This window comes from Streptomyces sp. NPDC017979, assembly GCF_044328175.1.
Taxonomy (GTDB): Bacteria; Actinomycetota; Actinomycetes; order Streptomycetales; family Streptomycetaceae; genus Streptomyces.
In genome coordinates this window covers 538,391-552,464 of the sequence record NZ_JBIRGU010000003.1, presented here as the reverse complement: position 1 = coordinate 552,464, position 14,074 = coordinate 538,391, and the positions used below count along the sequence as shown (strand labels likewise).

The 14,074-nt window shown below is 72.1% G+C and carries 13 protein-coding genes; 7 read left to right on the top strand and 6 right to left on the bottom strand.

Translation table 11 applies throughout. The features are described 5' to 3' along the window. Positions 1-48: 48 nt before the first annotated feature. The 3 genes from ACH4E8_RS11980 to glnA form a co-directional block, all read right to left on the bottom strand. Positions 49-978: an SAM-dependent methyltransferase gene (locus ACH4E8_RS11980; protein WP_398446916.1), complete on the bottom strand. Its 930-nt coding sequence runs from the start codon at positions 976-978 to the stop codon at positions 49-51. A gap of 159 nt (positions 979-1,137) precedes the next feature. After that, entirely contained in the window at positions 1,138-2,331 is a 1,194-nt protein-coding gene (locus ACH4E8_RS11975; protein WP_398446914.1) for a hypothetical protein, read from the bottom strand. A gap of 211 nt (positions 2,332-2,542) precedes the next feature. Continuing rightward, complete coding sequence (gene glnA / locus ACH4E8_RS11970; RefSeq protein ID WP_398446912.1) at positions 2,543-3,904, bottom strand: type I glutamate--ammonia ligase; 1,362 nt, start codon at positions 3,902-3,904, stop codon at positions 2,543-2,545. A 216-nt stretch (positions 3,905-4,120) separates the two neighbouring features. Between glnA and ACH4E8_RS11965 the strand changes: the two genes are divergently transcribed. From ACH4E8_RS11965 to ACH4E8_RS11950, 4 genes are all read left to right on the top strand, one after another. Next, positions 4,121-4,477 carry a hypothetical protein gene (locus ACH4E8_RS11965; protein ID WP_398446910.1) on the top strand — a complete coding sequence of 119 codons (357 nt, stop codon included), beginning with the start codon at positions 4,121-4,123 and terminating at the stop codon, positions 4,475-4,477. A gap of 99 nt (positions 4,478-4,576) precedes the next feature. After that, positions 4,577-5,251 carry a DUF3105 domain-containing protein gene (locus tag ACH4E8_RS11960; protein ID WP_398446908.1) on the top strand — a complete coding sequence of 225 codons (675 nt, stop codon included), beginning with the start codon at positions 4,577-4,579 and terminating at the stop codon, positions 5,249-5,251. Then, a complete protein-coding gene (locus ACH4E8_RS11955) occupies positions 5,248-5,898 on the top strand; it encodes a DUF305 domain-containing protein (RefSeq protein WP_398446906.1) in 651 nt (216 codons plus the stop codon). The genes ACH4E8_RS11960 and ACH4E8_RS11955 overlap by 4 nt, the downstream gene beginning before the upstream one ends. 290 nt (positions 5,899-6,188) lie before the next feature. Then, on the top strand, positions 6,189-6,608 hold the full coding sequence (locus ACH4E8_RS11950; RefSeq protein WP_398446905.1) for a CBS domain-containing protein: 420 nt from the start codon (positions 6,189-6,191) through the stop codon (positions 6,606-6,608). 267 nt (positions 6,609-6,875) lie between these two features. Here the strand turns inward: ACH4E8_RS11950 and ACH4E8_RS11945 are convergent, their stop codons facing one another. Next, a complete protein-coding gene (locus ACH4E8_RS11945; RefSeq protein ID WP_398446903.1) occupies positions 6,876-7,712 on the bottom strand; it encodes an alpha/beta fold hydrolase in 837 nt (278 codons plus the stop codon). Continuing rightward, positions 7,712-8,383 carry a DUF998 domain-containing protein gene (locus tag ACH4E8_RS11940; protein ID WP_398446901.1) on the bottom strand — a complete coding sequence of 224 codons (672 nt, stop codon included), beginning with the start codon at positions 8,381-8,383 and terminating at the stop codon, positions 7,712-7,714. Before ACH4E8_RS11940 ends, ACH4E8_RS11945 begins: the two co-directional genes overlap by 1 nt. 68 nt (positions 8,384-8,451) lie before the next feature. On the opposite strand from ACH4E8_RS11940, the gene ACH4E8_RS11935 reads away from it, so the two are divergent. The 3 genes from ACH4E8_RS11935 (at position 8,452) to ACH4E8_RS11925 (ending at position 12,496) form a co-directional block, all read left to right on the top strand. Continuing rightward, positions 8,452-8,883, top strand: a complete 432-nt coding sequence (locus ACH4E8_RS11935; protein ID WP_398446900.1) for a DUF6153 family protein — start codon at positions 8,452-8,454, stop codon at positions 8,881-8,883. A gap of 105 nt (positions 8,884-8,988) precedes the next feature. Next, positions 8,989-10,638 carry a multicopper oxidase family protein gene (locus ACH4E8_RS11930; protein ID WP_398446898.1) on the top strand — a complete coding sequence of 550 codons (1,650 nt, stop codon included), beginning with the start codon at positions 8,989-8,991 and terminating at the stop codon, positions 10,636-10,638. A gap of 103 nt (positions 10,639-10,741) precedes the next feature. Then, complete coding sequence (locus ACH4E8_RS11925; RefSeq protein WP_398446896.1) at positions 10,742-12,496, top strand: NAD+ synthase; 1,755 nt, start codon at positions 10,742-10,744, stop codon at positions 12,494-12,496. A 367-nt stretch (positions 12,497-12,863) separates the two neighbouring features. Here ACH4E8_RS11925 and ACH4E8_RS11920 read toward each other — a convergent pair whose 3' ends face one another. Further along, complete coding sequence (locus tag ACH4E8_RS11920) at positions 12,864-13,901, bottom strand: endonuclease/exonuclease/phosphatase family protein (protein ID WP_398446894.1); 1,038 nt, start codon at positions 13,899-13,901, stop codon at positions 12,864-12,866. Between the last annotated feature and the right edge of the window lie 173 nt (positions 13,902-14,074).

The following is a 14,074-nucleotide window of genomic DNA, read 5'->3' as shown; positions in this document are numbered from 1 at the left end:
CCGGCCGGATCCGCATGTCGACAAGGCGGCAGAGGGGGACTGCGGGCGTCAGGGCTTGTGGGCGACGAGGGCGTACAGGTTGATGTCGGCGTCAGTGACGTCGTCGATGCCCCGGTACTTGGTCCGGTCGACGTCCTCCAGGCCGTCGACGTACGCCTGGTCCGGCTCCACCACCTTCGCCCGGTCGACCAGGTCGGCCGGGCGCCAGTGGTGCACGGGGACGATGCCGGGCTCGACGATCGCGAGCCCGTTGTCGGTGGCGAACCGCCCGATCTCGGCCCGGGGCCGCCGCACCATCGCGAAGCCCCGCTCCTTGAACGCCTTCGCGACGTTCCCGATCTGCACCGGGTTCAAGTCGTCCGTCAGATGGCTGAGCACCAGCGCGCTGCCGGACGGCAGGGCGTCCAGCAGTCCGGCCGTCACGGCGTGCGCCTCCTCGCCCGGCACGAAGTGCAGCACGGCGGCGAGCACCAGCGCCACCGGCCGGTCGAAGTCGATCGTGCGGGCGGCCTCCGCGAGGATCGCCTCCCAGGCGCGCAGGTCGTACTCGATGTAGTCGGTCCGCCCCTCGGGCCCGGTGGCGAGCAGGGCGCGGGCGTGCGCGAGGACGACGGGGTCGTTGTCGACGTACACCACTCGGGACTCGGGGGCGATGCGCTGCGCGATCTGGTGCACGTTCTCCTGGGTGGGCAGCCCGGTGCCGACGTCGAGGAACTGCCGGATGCCGGCCTCCGCGGTCAGGTACGTGACGGCCCGGCGCAGGAAGTCCCGGTTGTGCCGTACGTTCAGGAACCCACGGGGCTCGGCGGCGAGCGCCGCCTTCGCCGCCTCCCGGTCGGCGGCGAAGTTGTCCTTTCCGCCGAGGAAGAAGTCGTAGACCCGGGCCGGGTGCGCCCTGCTGGTGTCGATCCTGCCGACCCCGCCGGCCCCCTCGCGGCTCGGCTCGGCGGAGTCGACCTGGTGCGCGTCAGCGCTCATCGGGACCGTCCTCGGGGTCGGGGCGCTCGCAGTGCCCACGAGCGCTCGCATGGATCAGCACCCCGCATTAGACCATCCGGGGGCTCCTCCCGACCGTCATCACGGCCCCAACTAGCCATCCGGTCAAGGAACTTGACGCCGCAGGAACTTGACGCCCCCTCAGCCCAGGACGTCGCCCTCGCGCCCCGGCCAGGCCAGGGTGATGCCCGCCCTGGCGCACAGGGCGACCCACCGGGGGTCGGCGGGCTCGCGTTCGACCCACAGCACCGCGCGCACGTCCGCCGCGCGCCCGCGCAGCCGGTCGTGATAGTCGAGCAACTGCCCGATGCCGGTGCGTAGTTGCCGCGTCTCGTTGCTCTCGGTCAGCGACTTCACCTCGCACACGGTCAGACCGTCGGCGCTCGCCCGCCACCCGAGGTCGAAGTCCGGGTCGGTGACCCTGGGGGAGAAGACCTCCAGTCCACGGGCCCGGGCCGCCTCGGCGAGCGCGTTCTGCAACCGTCGGTGCGCGCTGAGGTTGCGCCCCGCGAGGTCGGGGTCGGGCGGGGTGAACTGCGGGGCCGCTGGTGTCACCGACTCGTCGGCGGTGCGGTAGTCGGTGCCGACCGGGACCGCCGACTGCGGCGCCGTCGCACCGACCTGAACGAGGTGGAAGCGGATGACCTCCCGCAGCGGGCCGCCGCCCGTCCCGGGCGCCTTGCCGTACGAGTAGGGGTCCGCCGGGTCCACGGCGAACTGGCCCACGTACGTCACCACTCCGCGGGACCCTTCGAAGACCCGCAGCGCGAGTCCCAGCTCCACGTGATCGCGGATCGCGGCGTTGCCCGTGCTGTCCAGGCTCTGCGGACCGGTCTGCCCCTCCCCGGTGTAGTGGAAGGTGCCGTCCTCGGCCCACTCGTCGTAGTAGCCGTGCTGGTGTCCGGTGCGCGGATCGGTGAAGACCAGCACGTTCGGAGACTTGGCGCACTTGCTGATGCCGCCCTGCCGACTCCCCCCGTACCGGTCGTGCAACTCCTTGCGCTTCACCTCATCCCCGGGCTCCAGCAGCCACCCGGTCGCATCGGACGCGCCCCTGCCCGGGAAGGTCGCCTCAAAAGCTTCCCATTGGGCGTCGGTGACCTTGTGCGGGTTGCCGGCGAAGAGGGTCCGCAGGGGCGACTGCTCGGCGAACCGTTCGTCCTGCACGAAGCGCTGCCGGGGCACCGGTGCGTCGAGCCACTCCTCGACGACCAACGGGACGTACCAACGGGTCCCGGGCTCCTGCTGCCAGTACTCGTCAGGTGCACTCGGCTGCCGACTCGGGGCGCCAGTGATCCGCCCCCGCCCCACCAGGCCCCCGCTCGGCCCTGTCATCCACATGACGAAGCGGTCCCCGTCCGCAAGTTCCCCGCGGTAGCGGGCAACACTCCACGAGCGGAGCTGATGCCCGTCCCGCCGGAACCGGTCGAGATCAAAGACCTCCGCGTTGCACGTCAGCAGCCAAAAGCTCATGCCCCACCCCAACTGGTCGTCCCCGTCCCCCTCCAGAGGCTACGCGAACGCGGCCCCCGCGCACGGGGGTCGACTACAGCACAGGAAGGTTCTTGCGGAGCTCGAACGCGGTGACCTCGGAGCGGTACTCCTCCCACTCCTGCTTCTTGTTGCGCAGGAAGAAGTCGAAGACGTGCTCGCCCAGGGTCTCGGCGACCAGTTCGCTGCGCTCCATCAGGGAGATCGCCTCGCCCAGGTTCTGCGGCAGCGGCTCGATGCCCATCGCGCGGCGTTCGGCATCGGAGAGCGCCCAGACGTCGTCGTCGGCGCCGGGGGGCAACTCGTAGCCCTCTTCGATGCCGCGCAGGCCGGCGGCGAGCAGCACCGCGTACGTCAGGTACGGGTTGGCGCCGGAGTCGATGGAGCGGACCTCGACGCGGGAGGAGCCCATCTTGCCCGGCTTGTACATGGGCACCCGGATCAGCGCGGAGCGGTTGTTGTGGCCCCAGCAGATGTACGAGGGGGCCTCGCCGCCCGCGCCGGCGCTGCGGGCCGAGCCGCCCCAGATGCGCTTGTAGGAGTTGACCCACTGGTTGGTGACGGCGGAGATCTCGGCGGCGTGGCGCAGCAGCCCGGCGATGAAGGAGCGGCCGACCTTGGAGAGTTGGTACTCGGCGCCGGACTCGTAGAAGGCGTTGCGGTCGCCCTCGAAGAGGGAGAGGTGGGTGTGCATCCCGGAGCCGGGGTACTCGCTGAACGGCTTCGGCATGAAGGTGGCCTGCACCCCCTGCTCCAGCGCGACCTGCTTCATCACCAGGCGGAAGGTCATCACGTTGTCCGCGGTGGAGAGCGCGTCCGCGTACCGCAGGTCGATCTCCTGCTGGCCGGGGGCGCCCTCGTGGTGGCTGAACTCCACCGAGATCCCCATGGACTCCAGCATGGTGATGGCCTGGCGGCGGAAGTCCATGCCGACGTTCTGCGGGGTGTGGTCGAAGTAGCCGGAGTTGTCCGCGGGGACCGGGCGGCTGCCGTCGGTCGGCTTCTCCTTCAGCAGGAAGAACTCGATCTCGGGGTGGGTGTAGAAGGTGAAGCCCAGGTCCGAGGTCTTGGCCAGGATGCGCTTGAGGACGTAGCGGGGGTCGGCGAAGGAGGGCGAGCCGTCGGGCATCAGGATGTCGCAGAACATCCGGGCCGTACCGGGGGCCTCCGCGCGCCACGGCAGGATCTGGAACGTGCTGGGGTCGGGCTTGGCGATCATGTCGGACTCGTAGACCCGGGCGAAGCCCTCGATGGCGGAGCCGTCGAAGCCGATCCCTTCATCGAACGCCTGTTCGAGCTCGGCGGGGGCGACGGCCACGGACTTCAGGAATCCGAGCACGTCGGTGAACCACAGGCGCACGAAGCGGATGTCGCGCTCCTCCAACGTACGGAGGACGAATTCCTGCTGCTTGTCCATTTCCACTTCCACCCAATCTTGCCGGCCGAGCCAGACCTGCTTCCCGGAGCATCGCATCCACGGGTTTCCGGCACGTTGCGAACCCCCGACTGAGCCCCATTGTGGGTCAGCGGACACCGTGAGACGAGTCCGAGGCCGCCGCGGCGGCCGGTGCGACGAGCCGATTACCGCCCCGTATGACGTACGGGGCGGATGCGCTCGCTACGATCTGCGGACATGGGGGGTCAACGGCTCGGCCGCCTCGCGCGCACCACGCGTCCCGTGGCACTGCTGAGTGCCGCGGCGACGCTCCTCGGCGCGCTCTTCCTCTGTCTGAGCGCCCCGACCGACGAGCACGCGCCCGTCGCGGACCGCGCCCTGCCGACGTACTCCTGTCCGCACGACGGCGGTGCGTGCGGGCTGCGGCCGGCGATCGGGCCCGCGGTGCTCACCGCGCCCCCGCTGGACGCCCCTCCCCTCGCCGGGGAACTGCCCGCGGAGCCGCAGCGGCCCGCCGCCGTCGGCGGGCGCCAGCACTCGGACGCCCTGCCGCGCGCCCCCGGCCTGCACGTCCTTCAGGTGCTCCGGATCTAGGACGCGTCCTAGATCCGGAGCACCGCACCCTTGCCCCATCCCCCAGAAGGTCGCAGCCTCTTGGCAAGGCGATCACCCCACGACGAAGGACGCACTCCCATGGCTTCCCGTAAGACCTCCCGGCCCTCCTCGAAGAACGCCGCCGCCCACGACCGCCGCGCCCGAATAGAGGCGATGCGCAAGATCGAGGCGGCGCGCGAGCGGCGGAACCGGATCATCACCATCGGCATCAGCGGCATCGTGGTGGCCGGTCTGGTCGGCTTCGGCGTCTACGTGATCAACAACGAGAACGAAGAGGACGCGAAGAAGGTCGCCGCGAGCAAGGACCCGATCACCGGCGTGAAGGAGTGGGACGCCAAGAAGCTCGGCCGCACCCACGTCGACGGCGCCGTGAGCTACCCGGACAAGCCCCCGGTCGGCGGCGACCACCACCAGGCGTGGATGGACTGCGACGCCAAGGTCTACAAGGAGCCCGTCCCCAACGAGAACGCGGTGCACTCGCTGGAGCACGGCGCGGTCTGGGTCACCTACACCGACAAGGCGTCGAAGGACGACGTGTCCACCCTGGAGAAGAAGGTCAAGAAGACCCCGTACTCCATGATCAGCCCCTACAAGGACCAGGCGGGCGCCATCATGCTGTCCGCGTGGGGCAAGCAGCTCACGGTGGACTCCGCGAAGGACGAGCGGGTGGAGAAGTTCTTCAACAAGTACGTCCTCGGTGAGCAGACCCCCGAGAAGGGCGCCTCGTGCGCGGGCGGAGTGACCGGCAAGTGAGCTCCCTGACCCGTACGCACTGGGTGGCGGTCGCCGCGGTCGTGCTGGCGCTGCTCTTCGCCGGGGCGGCGACGGTGGCCTCCGCGGGCGACGGCGACGGACCGAAGACCCCCTCCACCGACTCCGCGGACGCCGGGTTCGCCCGCGACATGTCCGTCCACCACCAGCAGGCGGTGGAGATGTCGTTCATCGTGCGCGAGCGCACGCAGGACGAAGAGGTGCGCCGGCTGGCGTACGACATCATCAACACCCAGGCCAACCAGCGCGGCATGATGCAGGGCTGGCTGGACATGTGGGGCCTGTCGCAGGTCGCGACGGACCGCGAGCCCATGGAGTGGATGGCGAAGGAGGGCGGCGACCACGCCGGCCACGGCGCCCCCGCGGGTGACGCGATGATGCCCGGCATGGCCACGCCCGAGCAGTTGCAGCAGCTCGGGAAGCTCAGCGGCAAGGCTGCGGAGGTCGAGTACCTCCAGCTGATGATCACCCATCACAACGGCGGGATCGCGATGGCCCAGGGCTGCGTGGACCTGTGCGTGCCCGGCGCGGAGCAGGAGCTGGCGAAGGGCATGGTGACGGGGCAGGAGTCGGAGGTGGAGCTGATGGTGAACCTCCTGAAGAAGCGGGGCGCACAGCCCCGGACCTGAGGTGCCCGCGGGGGTTGTGGTGGGCTCCGCGCCCCCACAACCCGGGCGCGGGCGGCGCTGCCGCGTTCGGCCGGTGCGGTGTCTTCCGGGTGCGGTGCTTGCCTGGTGCGGCGCTTGCTCGGTGCGGTGGCTGCTCGGTGCGGCGTTCACCCGTTTGGCCTACACCCGCCCCACCCCGGTCGCGTCCCCGCGGCCGGCCCCGGACCATGAAGTGGCGTACGGGTCCGGCCGTCACGTGGGCCGTCACGTGGGCGTCGGGCCGCCGTCGGCCATCAGGAGGACCGAACGCCATGACCACCGCGAAGGACATCATGCACGCCGGGGCGCAGTGGATCCCGGCGCACGAAACGCTCGACCGGGCCGCGCAGCTGATGCGTCAACTGGACGTGGGCGCGCTGCCCATCGCGGACTCCCGGGAACGCCTCTGCGGCATCCTCACCGACCGCGACATCGTCGTCGGCTGCGTCGCCCTGGGCCATGACCCCGCGCAGGTCACTGCGGGCGACATGGCACAGGGCACGCCCCGGTGGATAGACGCCGGTTCGGACGTGGACGACGTGCTCCAGGAGATGGAGGTGCACCAGATCCGCCGGCTGCCGGTGATCGAGAACAAGCGGCTGATCGGAATGATCAGCGAGGCGGACCTGGCGCAGCACCTGTCGGACGAGCAGCTCGCGGCGTGGATGGAGCACGTGTACGCACGCGGCTGACGCGCTGCGGCTTGCGGTTGCTTGAGCGGGCGCGGTCACGCCGTGGTGGCCAAGCAATCTTGGCGTCTGCGGCCCGGTGGTGGGCTTGTCGCGCAGTTCCCCGCGCCCCTGTTTCGCTCAGCCCGCCAGTCACCTGCGGGCCGTGCACCGGTTTGCCCTTACGCCCGTAGGGCGTGGGCAGTCAGGGGCGCGGGGAACTGCGCGAGCCAGCCACCACCGGGTCGCGGACGCCAAGGTTGCCAGGCCACCACGGTGGCGCCGCGCCAGCTAAGGCGCCCGCAGGGCTACCCGCAGCACCGCCCGGGCCACCGCCTCCGGGCGGTCCAGCATCAGCAGGTGCCCGGCCTCGCCGACCCCCTCGAAACGGGCCCCGAGCAGCAGGGCGAGTTCCCGCTGGCGGGTCGTCCAGCGACGGCCGCCGGCAGTCGCGGCGAGCACGGTGCGGGAAGCGTCCGCGGGCAGCGGGTGGCGCTGGCGGAGCGCCAGCAACTGCGCCGCGACGTCCAGGTAGTGCGCGTTCTCCAGCATCGCTCCGCGCAGGACGCGCGAGGTCCCGTAGACGCCGCGCACCAGGTCCGCGGGGGCGGGGTCGCCGCCGTGGGCGCGGGAGAGCCGGACCGCGAGCCGGCGCGCCGACGGCCCGAAGGTCGCGGGGACGCCGACCCCGCTCAGCACCGCGGCGAGCGCGCCCGCCGCGGCCGTACGGGCGCGGGGCGCGGCAGGGGTGCGGGCCTGCTCCTCCACGCTGGCGTCGACGAGCACGACCCCGCCGGTGCGGTCGGGGTACAGCCGGGCGAACGCCTCGGCGTGGAACCCGGCGATGGAGTGCCCGACGACGGTCACCGGCCCCTCGCCGCGGCCGAGCGCGTCGAGGAGCCGGGCGATGCGCCGGGCCTCCCCCGCCGCGGTGGGCGGCGCGTCCGCGGCGGCGCTGAGGCCGTGCCCGGGGCGGTCGAAGCGGACGACGGTGCGGTGCGGGGCGAGCAGCGGTACGACGGGGTCCCAGTCGAACCAGCCGAGCCCGAGCCCCGCGCTGAGCACGCAGACCGGCCCCGTGCCCTCGACGACCACGTGGTGCGCCACTCCGTCGACCCGTACGAACATCACCCTGCCTCCGCCTTCGACTCCATCGCCGCCCGCGCCATCGAGAGGGCGAGCAGGCCCAACCAGACTGCCACGAGGAGTACTTGCAGGCGCTGTCCCGCACCGAGGGCCCAGGTGCCGCGCCCCGCTTCGAAGGCTGCGACGGACGCCAGGGTCCAGACGGTCGCGATGAGCTCCAGCGCCACCAGCGGGGGCCCGAAGCGGGCCAGCCCGGGCCACCAGCCGTACCGCCGTGCGGCCACCGTGAGCCCGACGATCCCTATCAGCGCGCCCGTCATCGCCAGCGAACTGCTCACGGCGTGCGCGGTGTGGGTGGCGGGCACCAGGCCCGCGGTCTCGCGGGCGGCGCACTCGGGGTCCGCGGTGGGCGTGCAGCTCAGCGGCAGTCGGGAGTCGACGGCGGTCGCGGCGCCGAAGAGCGCGACCCCGCCCCAGCCGATCAGGGCCCACGGTCTGCGCGGCGTCCTCGCCAGCGCCCAGACCGCCCCGAGGAGCACCAGGGAGCCGGCCGCGAGGTCCGTGGCGCGGAAGAGCCCGCCGAGCGGCTGGTCGGCCGCCGCGAGTTCGCTCACGTACGTCCGGACGGGGTCGAGCCCGGTCGACAGGACGACTTCCAGCACCCAAGCGGTGTAGGCGAGGGCGCCGATGGCTATGAGGGCGGCGGCGATCATGACCCCATGATCGCGCACCCGGCACCACCGCCTTCGAGCAGATACCCGGTGGGGGTAAGATGCGGATCATGGTGAAGCGTTCGGGCACGCGGAGGGGGCAGCTCCTGCTGTTCCTCGCGCTGCTGTTCGGCATCACCACGATGCACACCGTCGGCCACCCGGCGTCGGGGCACTCCGGCCCCGGGCCGGGCGCCACCGCGCACACGGCCTCCGCCGAGCACTCAAGCGCCCCGGCGGCGCACGTCGCGGACCGCGCCGCCCCGCCCGTCGTCCAGGACGCGGCGCCCGAGCCCGGCGTCATGGACCCCACGCTCGTGTGCCTCGCCGTGCTCGGCGCCTGGGGCCTGGCCCTGCTCTTGGCCGCCGCCGCGTGGCTGCGGCGACGGGCCGGCCACGTCACCGCCCGCCTCAAGGCCGTCGGCGCCGCCCTGCCCGAAGTGCGGGCCGGGCCGCCGTCCGAGCGCATACGCCTCGCGCAGTTGTCGGTGCTGCGGATCTAGCAGCGCGCGTGCCGCCCCTGGGGCGGCAGGCGCGACGGATCCGCACGACTCCGGCCGGTACGAGCCGGCCCTCACCGACTTCAAAGAGCACGAGGTGCTTGCATCATGACGACTCACATCACGCGCCGCTCCATCCTCGGGGCGTCGCTCGCCGTGGCCGGGACGGGCGTCCTGGCGGCCTGCTCCTCCGACGGCGGCAGCGGCGGCGGTCACGCCGGGCACACCGGCGGCGGGAGCGGCGGCGGCGCGAAGGCCCGGCCCGCCGGGTTCGTGGCGCCCGACGGCAAGGAGGTCCAGGACGCCGAGGCCAAGCGCCGCGGCGGCCCCGAGCGCAAGGTCAAGCTGACGGCCACCCCCGCCACGCTGGACCTGGGCGGCGGCCTGGCCGTGAAGAGCTGGGCGTACGACGGCCGGCTGCCCGGCCAGGAGGTCCGGGTCACCGCGGGCGACACGCTCGCCCTCACCCTGGCCAACAACCTGCCCGAGACGACCTCCCTGCACTGGCACGGGCTGGCCCTGCGCAACGACATGGACGGCGTCCCCGACCTCACGCAGAAGCCGGTCAAGGCGGGCGGCACCTTCGAGTACCGCTTCGCCGTCCCGCACCCGGGCACGTACTGGTTCCACCCCCACTCGGGCGTCCAGCAGGACCGCGGCCTGTACGCCCCGCTGATCGTCGAGGACCCGAAGGAGCCGCTGAAGTACGACAAGGAGTGGGTCATCGTCCTGGACGACTGGGTCGACGGCGTCGACGGCTCCACCCCGGACGCGGTGCTCAAGGAACTCAGCAAGGGCATGTCCGGCGGCGGGCACGCGGGCCACGGCGGCATGAACACGATGAGTGCGCAGCGCACGGCCTCCAAGAAGGCCGTGCAGGCTGTGCAGGCCGTGAAGTCGGCGGAGTCCCCCGGCCCCCAGGGCCCGTCGCGGATGATGATGGGCGCGAAGAGCGACCTGCTGGGCGGGGACGCCGGTGACGTGGCGTACCCGCACTACCTGGTCAACGGCCGTACGCCGCAGGACCCGGCGACCTTCGCCGCCAAGCCCGGCGAGCGGATCCGGCTGCGGATCGTCAACGCGGGCGGGGACACCGCCTTCCGCATCGCCCTCGGCGGGCACGAGCTGACCGTGACCCACACCGACGGCTTCCCCGTCCAGCACGCGAAGACGGACGCCGTGCTGCTGGGCATGGGCGAGCGGTACGACGTGCTGGTGACGGCCGGCGACGGGGTCTTCCCGCTGGTCGCGCTGGCCGAGGGCAAGGACGCGACCGCGCTGGCGGTGCTGCGGACCGGGAGCGGGGCCGCGCCGACGGCCGCCGTGCGGCCCGCGGAGCTGACCAAGCGGGTGCTGACCGCGGACAAGCTGCGGGCGGACGCCTCCGTCGCGCTGCCGGCCAGGAAGCCCGACCGGGAGATCAAGATCAAGCTCAGCGGCGGGATGGCAAAGTACGACTGGGCCTTCGACGGCAAGCCGTACTCGCCCGACCAGCGGCACGAGGTCCGGGCGGGTGAGCGGGTGCGGCTGGTCTTCAGCAACCCGACCGGGATGTGGCACCCGCTGCACCTGCACGGCCACACCTTCGGGCTGGCGAACGTGGCGAACGGGCCGCGCAAGGACACCGCGGTGATCCTGCCGAACGGCACGCTGACCGCGGACTTCGACGCCGACAACCCGGGCCTGTGGATGATCCACTGCCACAACGTCTACCACGCGGAGGCCGGCATGATGACCGTGCTGGGCTACCTCAAGTAGGGCTCCGGAAGCCGGGTGCGGGACGCCTCCGCAGCACACGCAACGGGGCGTCCCGCACCCGCCCGCCAGGACATCGCGTCAGAAAGACGATTAGACTGGGGACGTGCCCCAACTTCGCCTCGCCCTGAACCAGATCGACGCAACCGTCGGCGACCTCGCCCTCAACGCCGATGCGGTCGTGCGCTGGACCCGGCACGCCGCCGAGCAGGGCGCGCACCTGGTCGCCTTCCCCGAGATGGTGCTCACCGGCTACCCGGTCGAGGACCTGGCCCTGCGCTCCTCCTTCGTGCACGCCTCCCGGGCCGCCCTGCGCGAGCTGGCGGTGCGCCTGGCCGACGAGGGCTTCGGCGGGCTGCCGGTCGTCGTCGGCTACCTCGACCGCAGCGAGAGCGCCCAGCCGGCGTACGGCCAGCCCGCGGGCGCGCCCCGCAACGCGGCGGCGGTGCTGCACGGCGGCGAGGTGGTGCTCACCTTCGCCAAGCACCACCTGCCGAACTACGGCGTCTTCGACGAGTTCCGCTACTTCGTCCCCGGCGACACCCTGCCCGTGGTCCGGGTGCGCGGCGTGGACGTAGCGCTCGCGATCTGCGAGGACCTGTGGCAGGACGGCGGCCGGGTGCCGGCCGCCCGGACCGTCGGGGCCGGCCTGCTGGTCTCCATCAACGCGTCCCCCTACGAGCTCAACAAGGACGACACCCGGCTGGAGCTGGTGCGCAAGCGCGCGCAGGAGGCCGGGTGCACGGTGGCGTACTGCGCGATGATCGGCGGCCAGGACGAACTGGTCTTCGACGGCGACTCGATCGTGGTCGACGCGGCGGGCGGGGTCGTCGCGCGGGCCCCGCAGTTCGCGGAGGGCTGCGTGGTGCTCGACCTGGAGCTGCCGGCCGCCGGCGAGGCGCCGTCCGGAATCGTCGACGACGGGCTGCGCGTCGACCACGTCGTGATCAGCGAGGAGCCGGTGCCGGCGTACGAGCCGGAGCTGACGGGCGGGTACGCCGACCGGCTCGACGACGACGAGGAGGCGTACTCGGCGCTCGTCGTGGGGCTGCGCGCGTACGTCGCGAAGAACGGCTTCCGCTCGGTGCTGGTCGGGCTCTCCGGGGGCATCGACTCGGCGCTGGTCGCCGCGATCGCCTGCGACGCGGTGGGGGCGGGGAACGTGTACGGCGTCTCCATGCCGTCGAAGTACTCCTCCGAGCACTCCAAGGACGACGCGGCGGAACTGGCCCGCCGCACCGGGCTCAACTACCGCACGGTGCCGATCGAGCCGATGTTCGACGCGTACATGGGCGCGCTGGGCCTCACCGGACTCGCCGAGGAGAACCTCCAGTCCCGACTGCGCGGCACCCTGCTGATGGCCCTCTCCAACCAGGAGGGCCACCTCGTCCTCGCCCCGGGCAACAAGTCCGAGCTGGCGGTGGGCTACTCGACGCTGTACGGCGACTCCGTCGGCGCGTACGGCCCCATCAAGGACGTCTACAAGACGGCGGTGTACCGCCTCGCTTCGTGGCGCAACGCGGCTGCGCGGGACCGCGGCCAGACCCCGCCGATCCCGGAGGCGTCCATCACCAAGCCCCCGAGCGCGGAACTCCGCCCGGGCCAGGTCGACACGGACTCCCTGCCGGACTACGACGTCCTGGACCGGCTGTTGGAGCTGTACGTGGACCGGGACCAGGGGAAGGAGGCGATCGTGGCGGCGGGGTTCGGGGAGGAGTTGGTGGCGCGGACGCTGCGGATGGTGGATGCGGCGGAGTACAAGAGGCGGCAGTATCCGCCGGGGACGAAGATCTCGGCGAAGGGCTTCGGCAAGGACCGGCGGCTCCCGATCACCAACCACTGGCGCGAACACGTCTCGTAGCCCGCGCTTTGGCGCTCGCGCGCCTTTTCGCCGGTACCTCCGCCGTTTTCCCGCGGGTGCGCTGCTCCCCGCGGCCCGGTGGTGGGCTGCTCGCGCAGTTCCCCGCGCCCCCAAAAAAACCACCCGCCATGACCCTGCCGAGACGTTGACCCCTGCGGGCCGGTGGTGGGCCGCAGATGGCAACACGTCTGTGGAGGAACGGCGGGTGGGGTTTTTAGGGGCGCGGGGAACTGCGCGAGCAACCCAGCACCGGGCCGCAGAGACCGACGCTCCCGCAGGGGAACGGCGAGCATGTCAGGGCGCAGGGCGCAGGCCGCAGGGGACACGGCGGACCTGCCAACCGCCGAGCCCGCCGCATGGCGGAGCGTCAGAGTTTGATGCTCGCGGCCACGGGCAGGTGGTCGCTGTTCGTGCGGGGAAGGGTCCAGGACGAGACCGGTTCAACGTCCCGCACCAGGATCTGGTCGATCCGCGCCATCGGGAAGGACGCCGGCCAGCTGAAGCCGAAGCCGTCCCCCGCCGCGCCCTGCGTCGACCGCATCTGCGACGTCACGGACTTGAGCGCGCGGTCGTTCATCGTGCCGTTGAGGTCGCCCAGCAGCACGACCCCCGCCACCCGCTCCCGCGAGATCGCCTCGCCGAGCGCGTCCGCGCTGCGGTCGCGTTCGCTCGCCGTGAAGCCCGCGCGCATCTTGACTCGCACGGACGGCATGTGGGCGACGTACACCGCGACCTCGCCCTGGGGCGTGACGACCGTGGAGCGCATCGCGCGGGTCCAACCGAGCCGGATGTCGACGGGGGCGACGTCCTGGAGCGGGTACTTGCTCCACAGGCCCACCGTGCCCTGCACCGCGTGGTACTTGTACGTGTCCGCGAGCGCGTCGCGGTACGCGGAGACCTGGCCCTGGGCCAACTCCTGGAGCGCCAGGACGTCCGCGCCCGACGCCGCGACGTCCTTCGCGGTGCGCTCCGGATCGGGGTTGTCCGCGTTGACGTTGTGCGAAGCGACCGTCAGATCGCCGCCGCCGGTGGACTTGTCGGTGATCAGACCGCCGAAGAGGTTGAACCAGACGAGGACGGGCAGGAGCAGCGCGATCAGCGCGGTCGCCGACCGCCGCCACAACGCCCCCAGCAGCAACAGCGGCGCGGTGACCACCGTCAGCCACGGAAGGAACGTCTCGGAGAGGCTGCCCAGGTTCCCGATCCGGTTGGGCACGTGGGCGTGAAGGCCCGTCAGGAGGGCGACCAGGACGGCGCACACGGCGAGCACCACGCCCCGCCGCCAGATCCCCGGGTCGCCGCGCCAACTGCGGAACGGCCCCAGGCGACGGAGCCGGGATCGGGATGGGGTGACCGGGTCCTTCGGGTCGCCGCTCTCCGTCTCCGCTTCGTACGCCTGCACCATAAGAGCTTTTCCTCACTGCCTTGCGCCGCCACACACCAGCTTCGGCCCCGACACTAGGCGATGACGGTACTTCCCGTGCCGCCCCGGGGCGGTCGTACGCTCCCGATGACGGTCGCGGGGCGCGTCCCGGTTCCTCATATCGGCGCAGGTGGTGCCGGTGTGACCGACGCATC

Bases quoted from the DNA above. Each gene is read 5' to 3' on its own strand.
- ACH4E8_RS11945 (WP_398446903.1), bottom strand. From the start codon at position 7,712: ATGTTCGTACGGGTCGACGGAGTGGCGCACCACGTGGTCGTCGAGGGC.
- ACH4E8_RS11980 (WP_398446916.1), bottom strand. From the start codon at position 978: ATGAGCGCTGACGCGCACCAGGTCGACTCCGCCGAGCCGAGCCGCGAG.
- ACH4E8_RS11920 (WP_398446894.1), bottom strand. From the start codon at position 13,901: ATGGTGCAGGCGTACGAAGCGGAGACGGAGAGCGGCGACCCGAAGGAC.
- ACH4E8_RS11935 (WP_398446900.1), top strand. From the start codon at position 8,452: ATGGTGAAGCGTTCGGGCACGCGGAGGGGGCAGCTCCTGCTGTTCCTC.
- ACH4E8_RS11940 (WP_398446901.1), bottom strand. From the start codon at position 8,383: ATGATCGCCGCCGCCCTCATAGCCATCGGCGCCCTCGCCTACACCGCT.
- ACH4E8_RS11950 (WP_398446905.1), top strand. From the start codon at position 6,189: ATGACCACCGCGAAGGACATCATGCACGCCGGGGCGCAGTGGATCCCG.
- glnA (WP_398446912.1), bottom strand. From the start codon at position 3,904: ATGGACAAGCAGCAGGAATTCGTCCTCCGTACGTTGGAGGAGCGCGAC.
- ACH4E8_RS11965 (WP_398446910.1), top strand. From the start codon at position 4,121: ATGGGGGGTCAACGGCTCGGCCGCCTCGCGCGCACCACGCGTCCCGTG.
- ACH4E8_RS11975 (WP_398446914.1), bottom strand. From the start codon at position 2,331: ATGACAGGGCCGAGCGGGGGCCTGGTGGGGCGGGGGCGGATCACTGGC.
- ACH4E8_RS11930 (WP_398446898.1), top strand. From the start codon at position 8,989: ATGACGACTCACATCACGCGCCGCTCCATCCTCGGGGCGTCGCTCGCC.
- ACH4E8_RS11960 (WP_398446908.1), top strand. From the start codon at position 4,577: ATGGCTTCCCGTAAGACCTCCCGGCCCTCCTCGAAGAACGCCGCCGCC.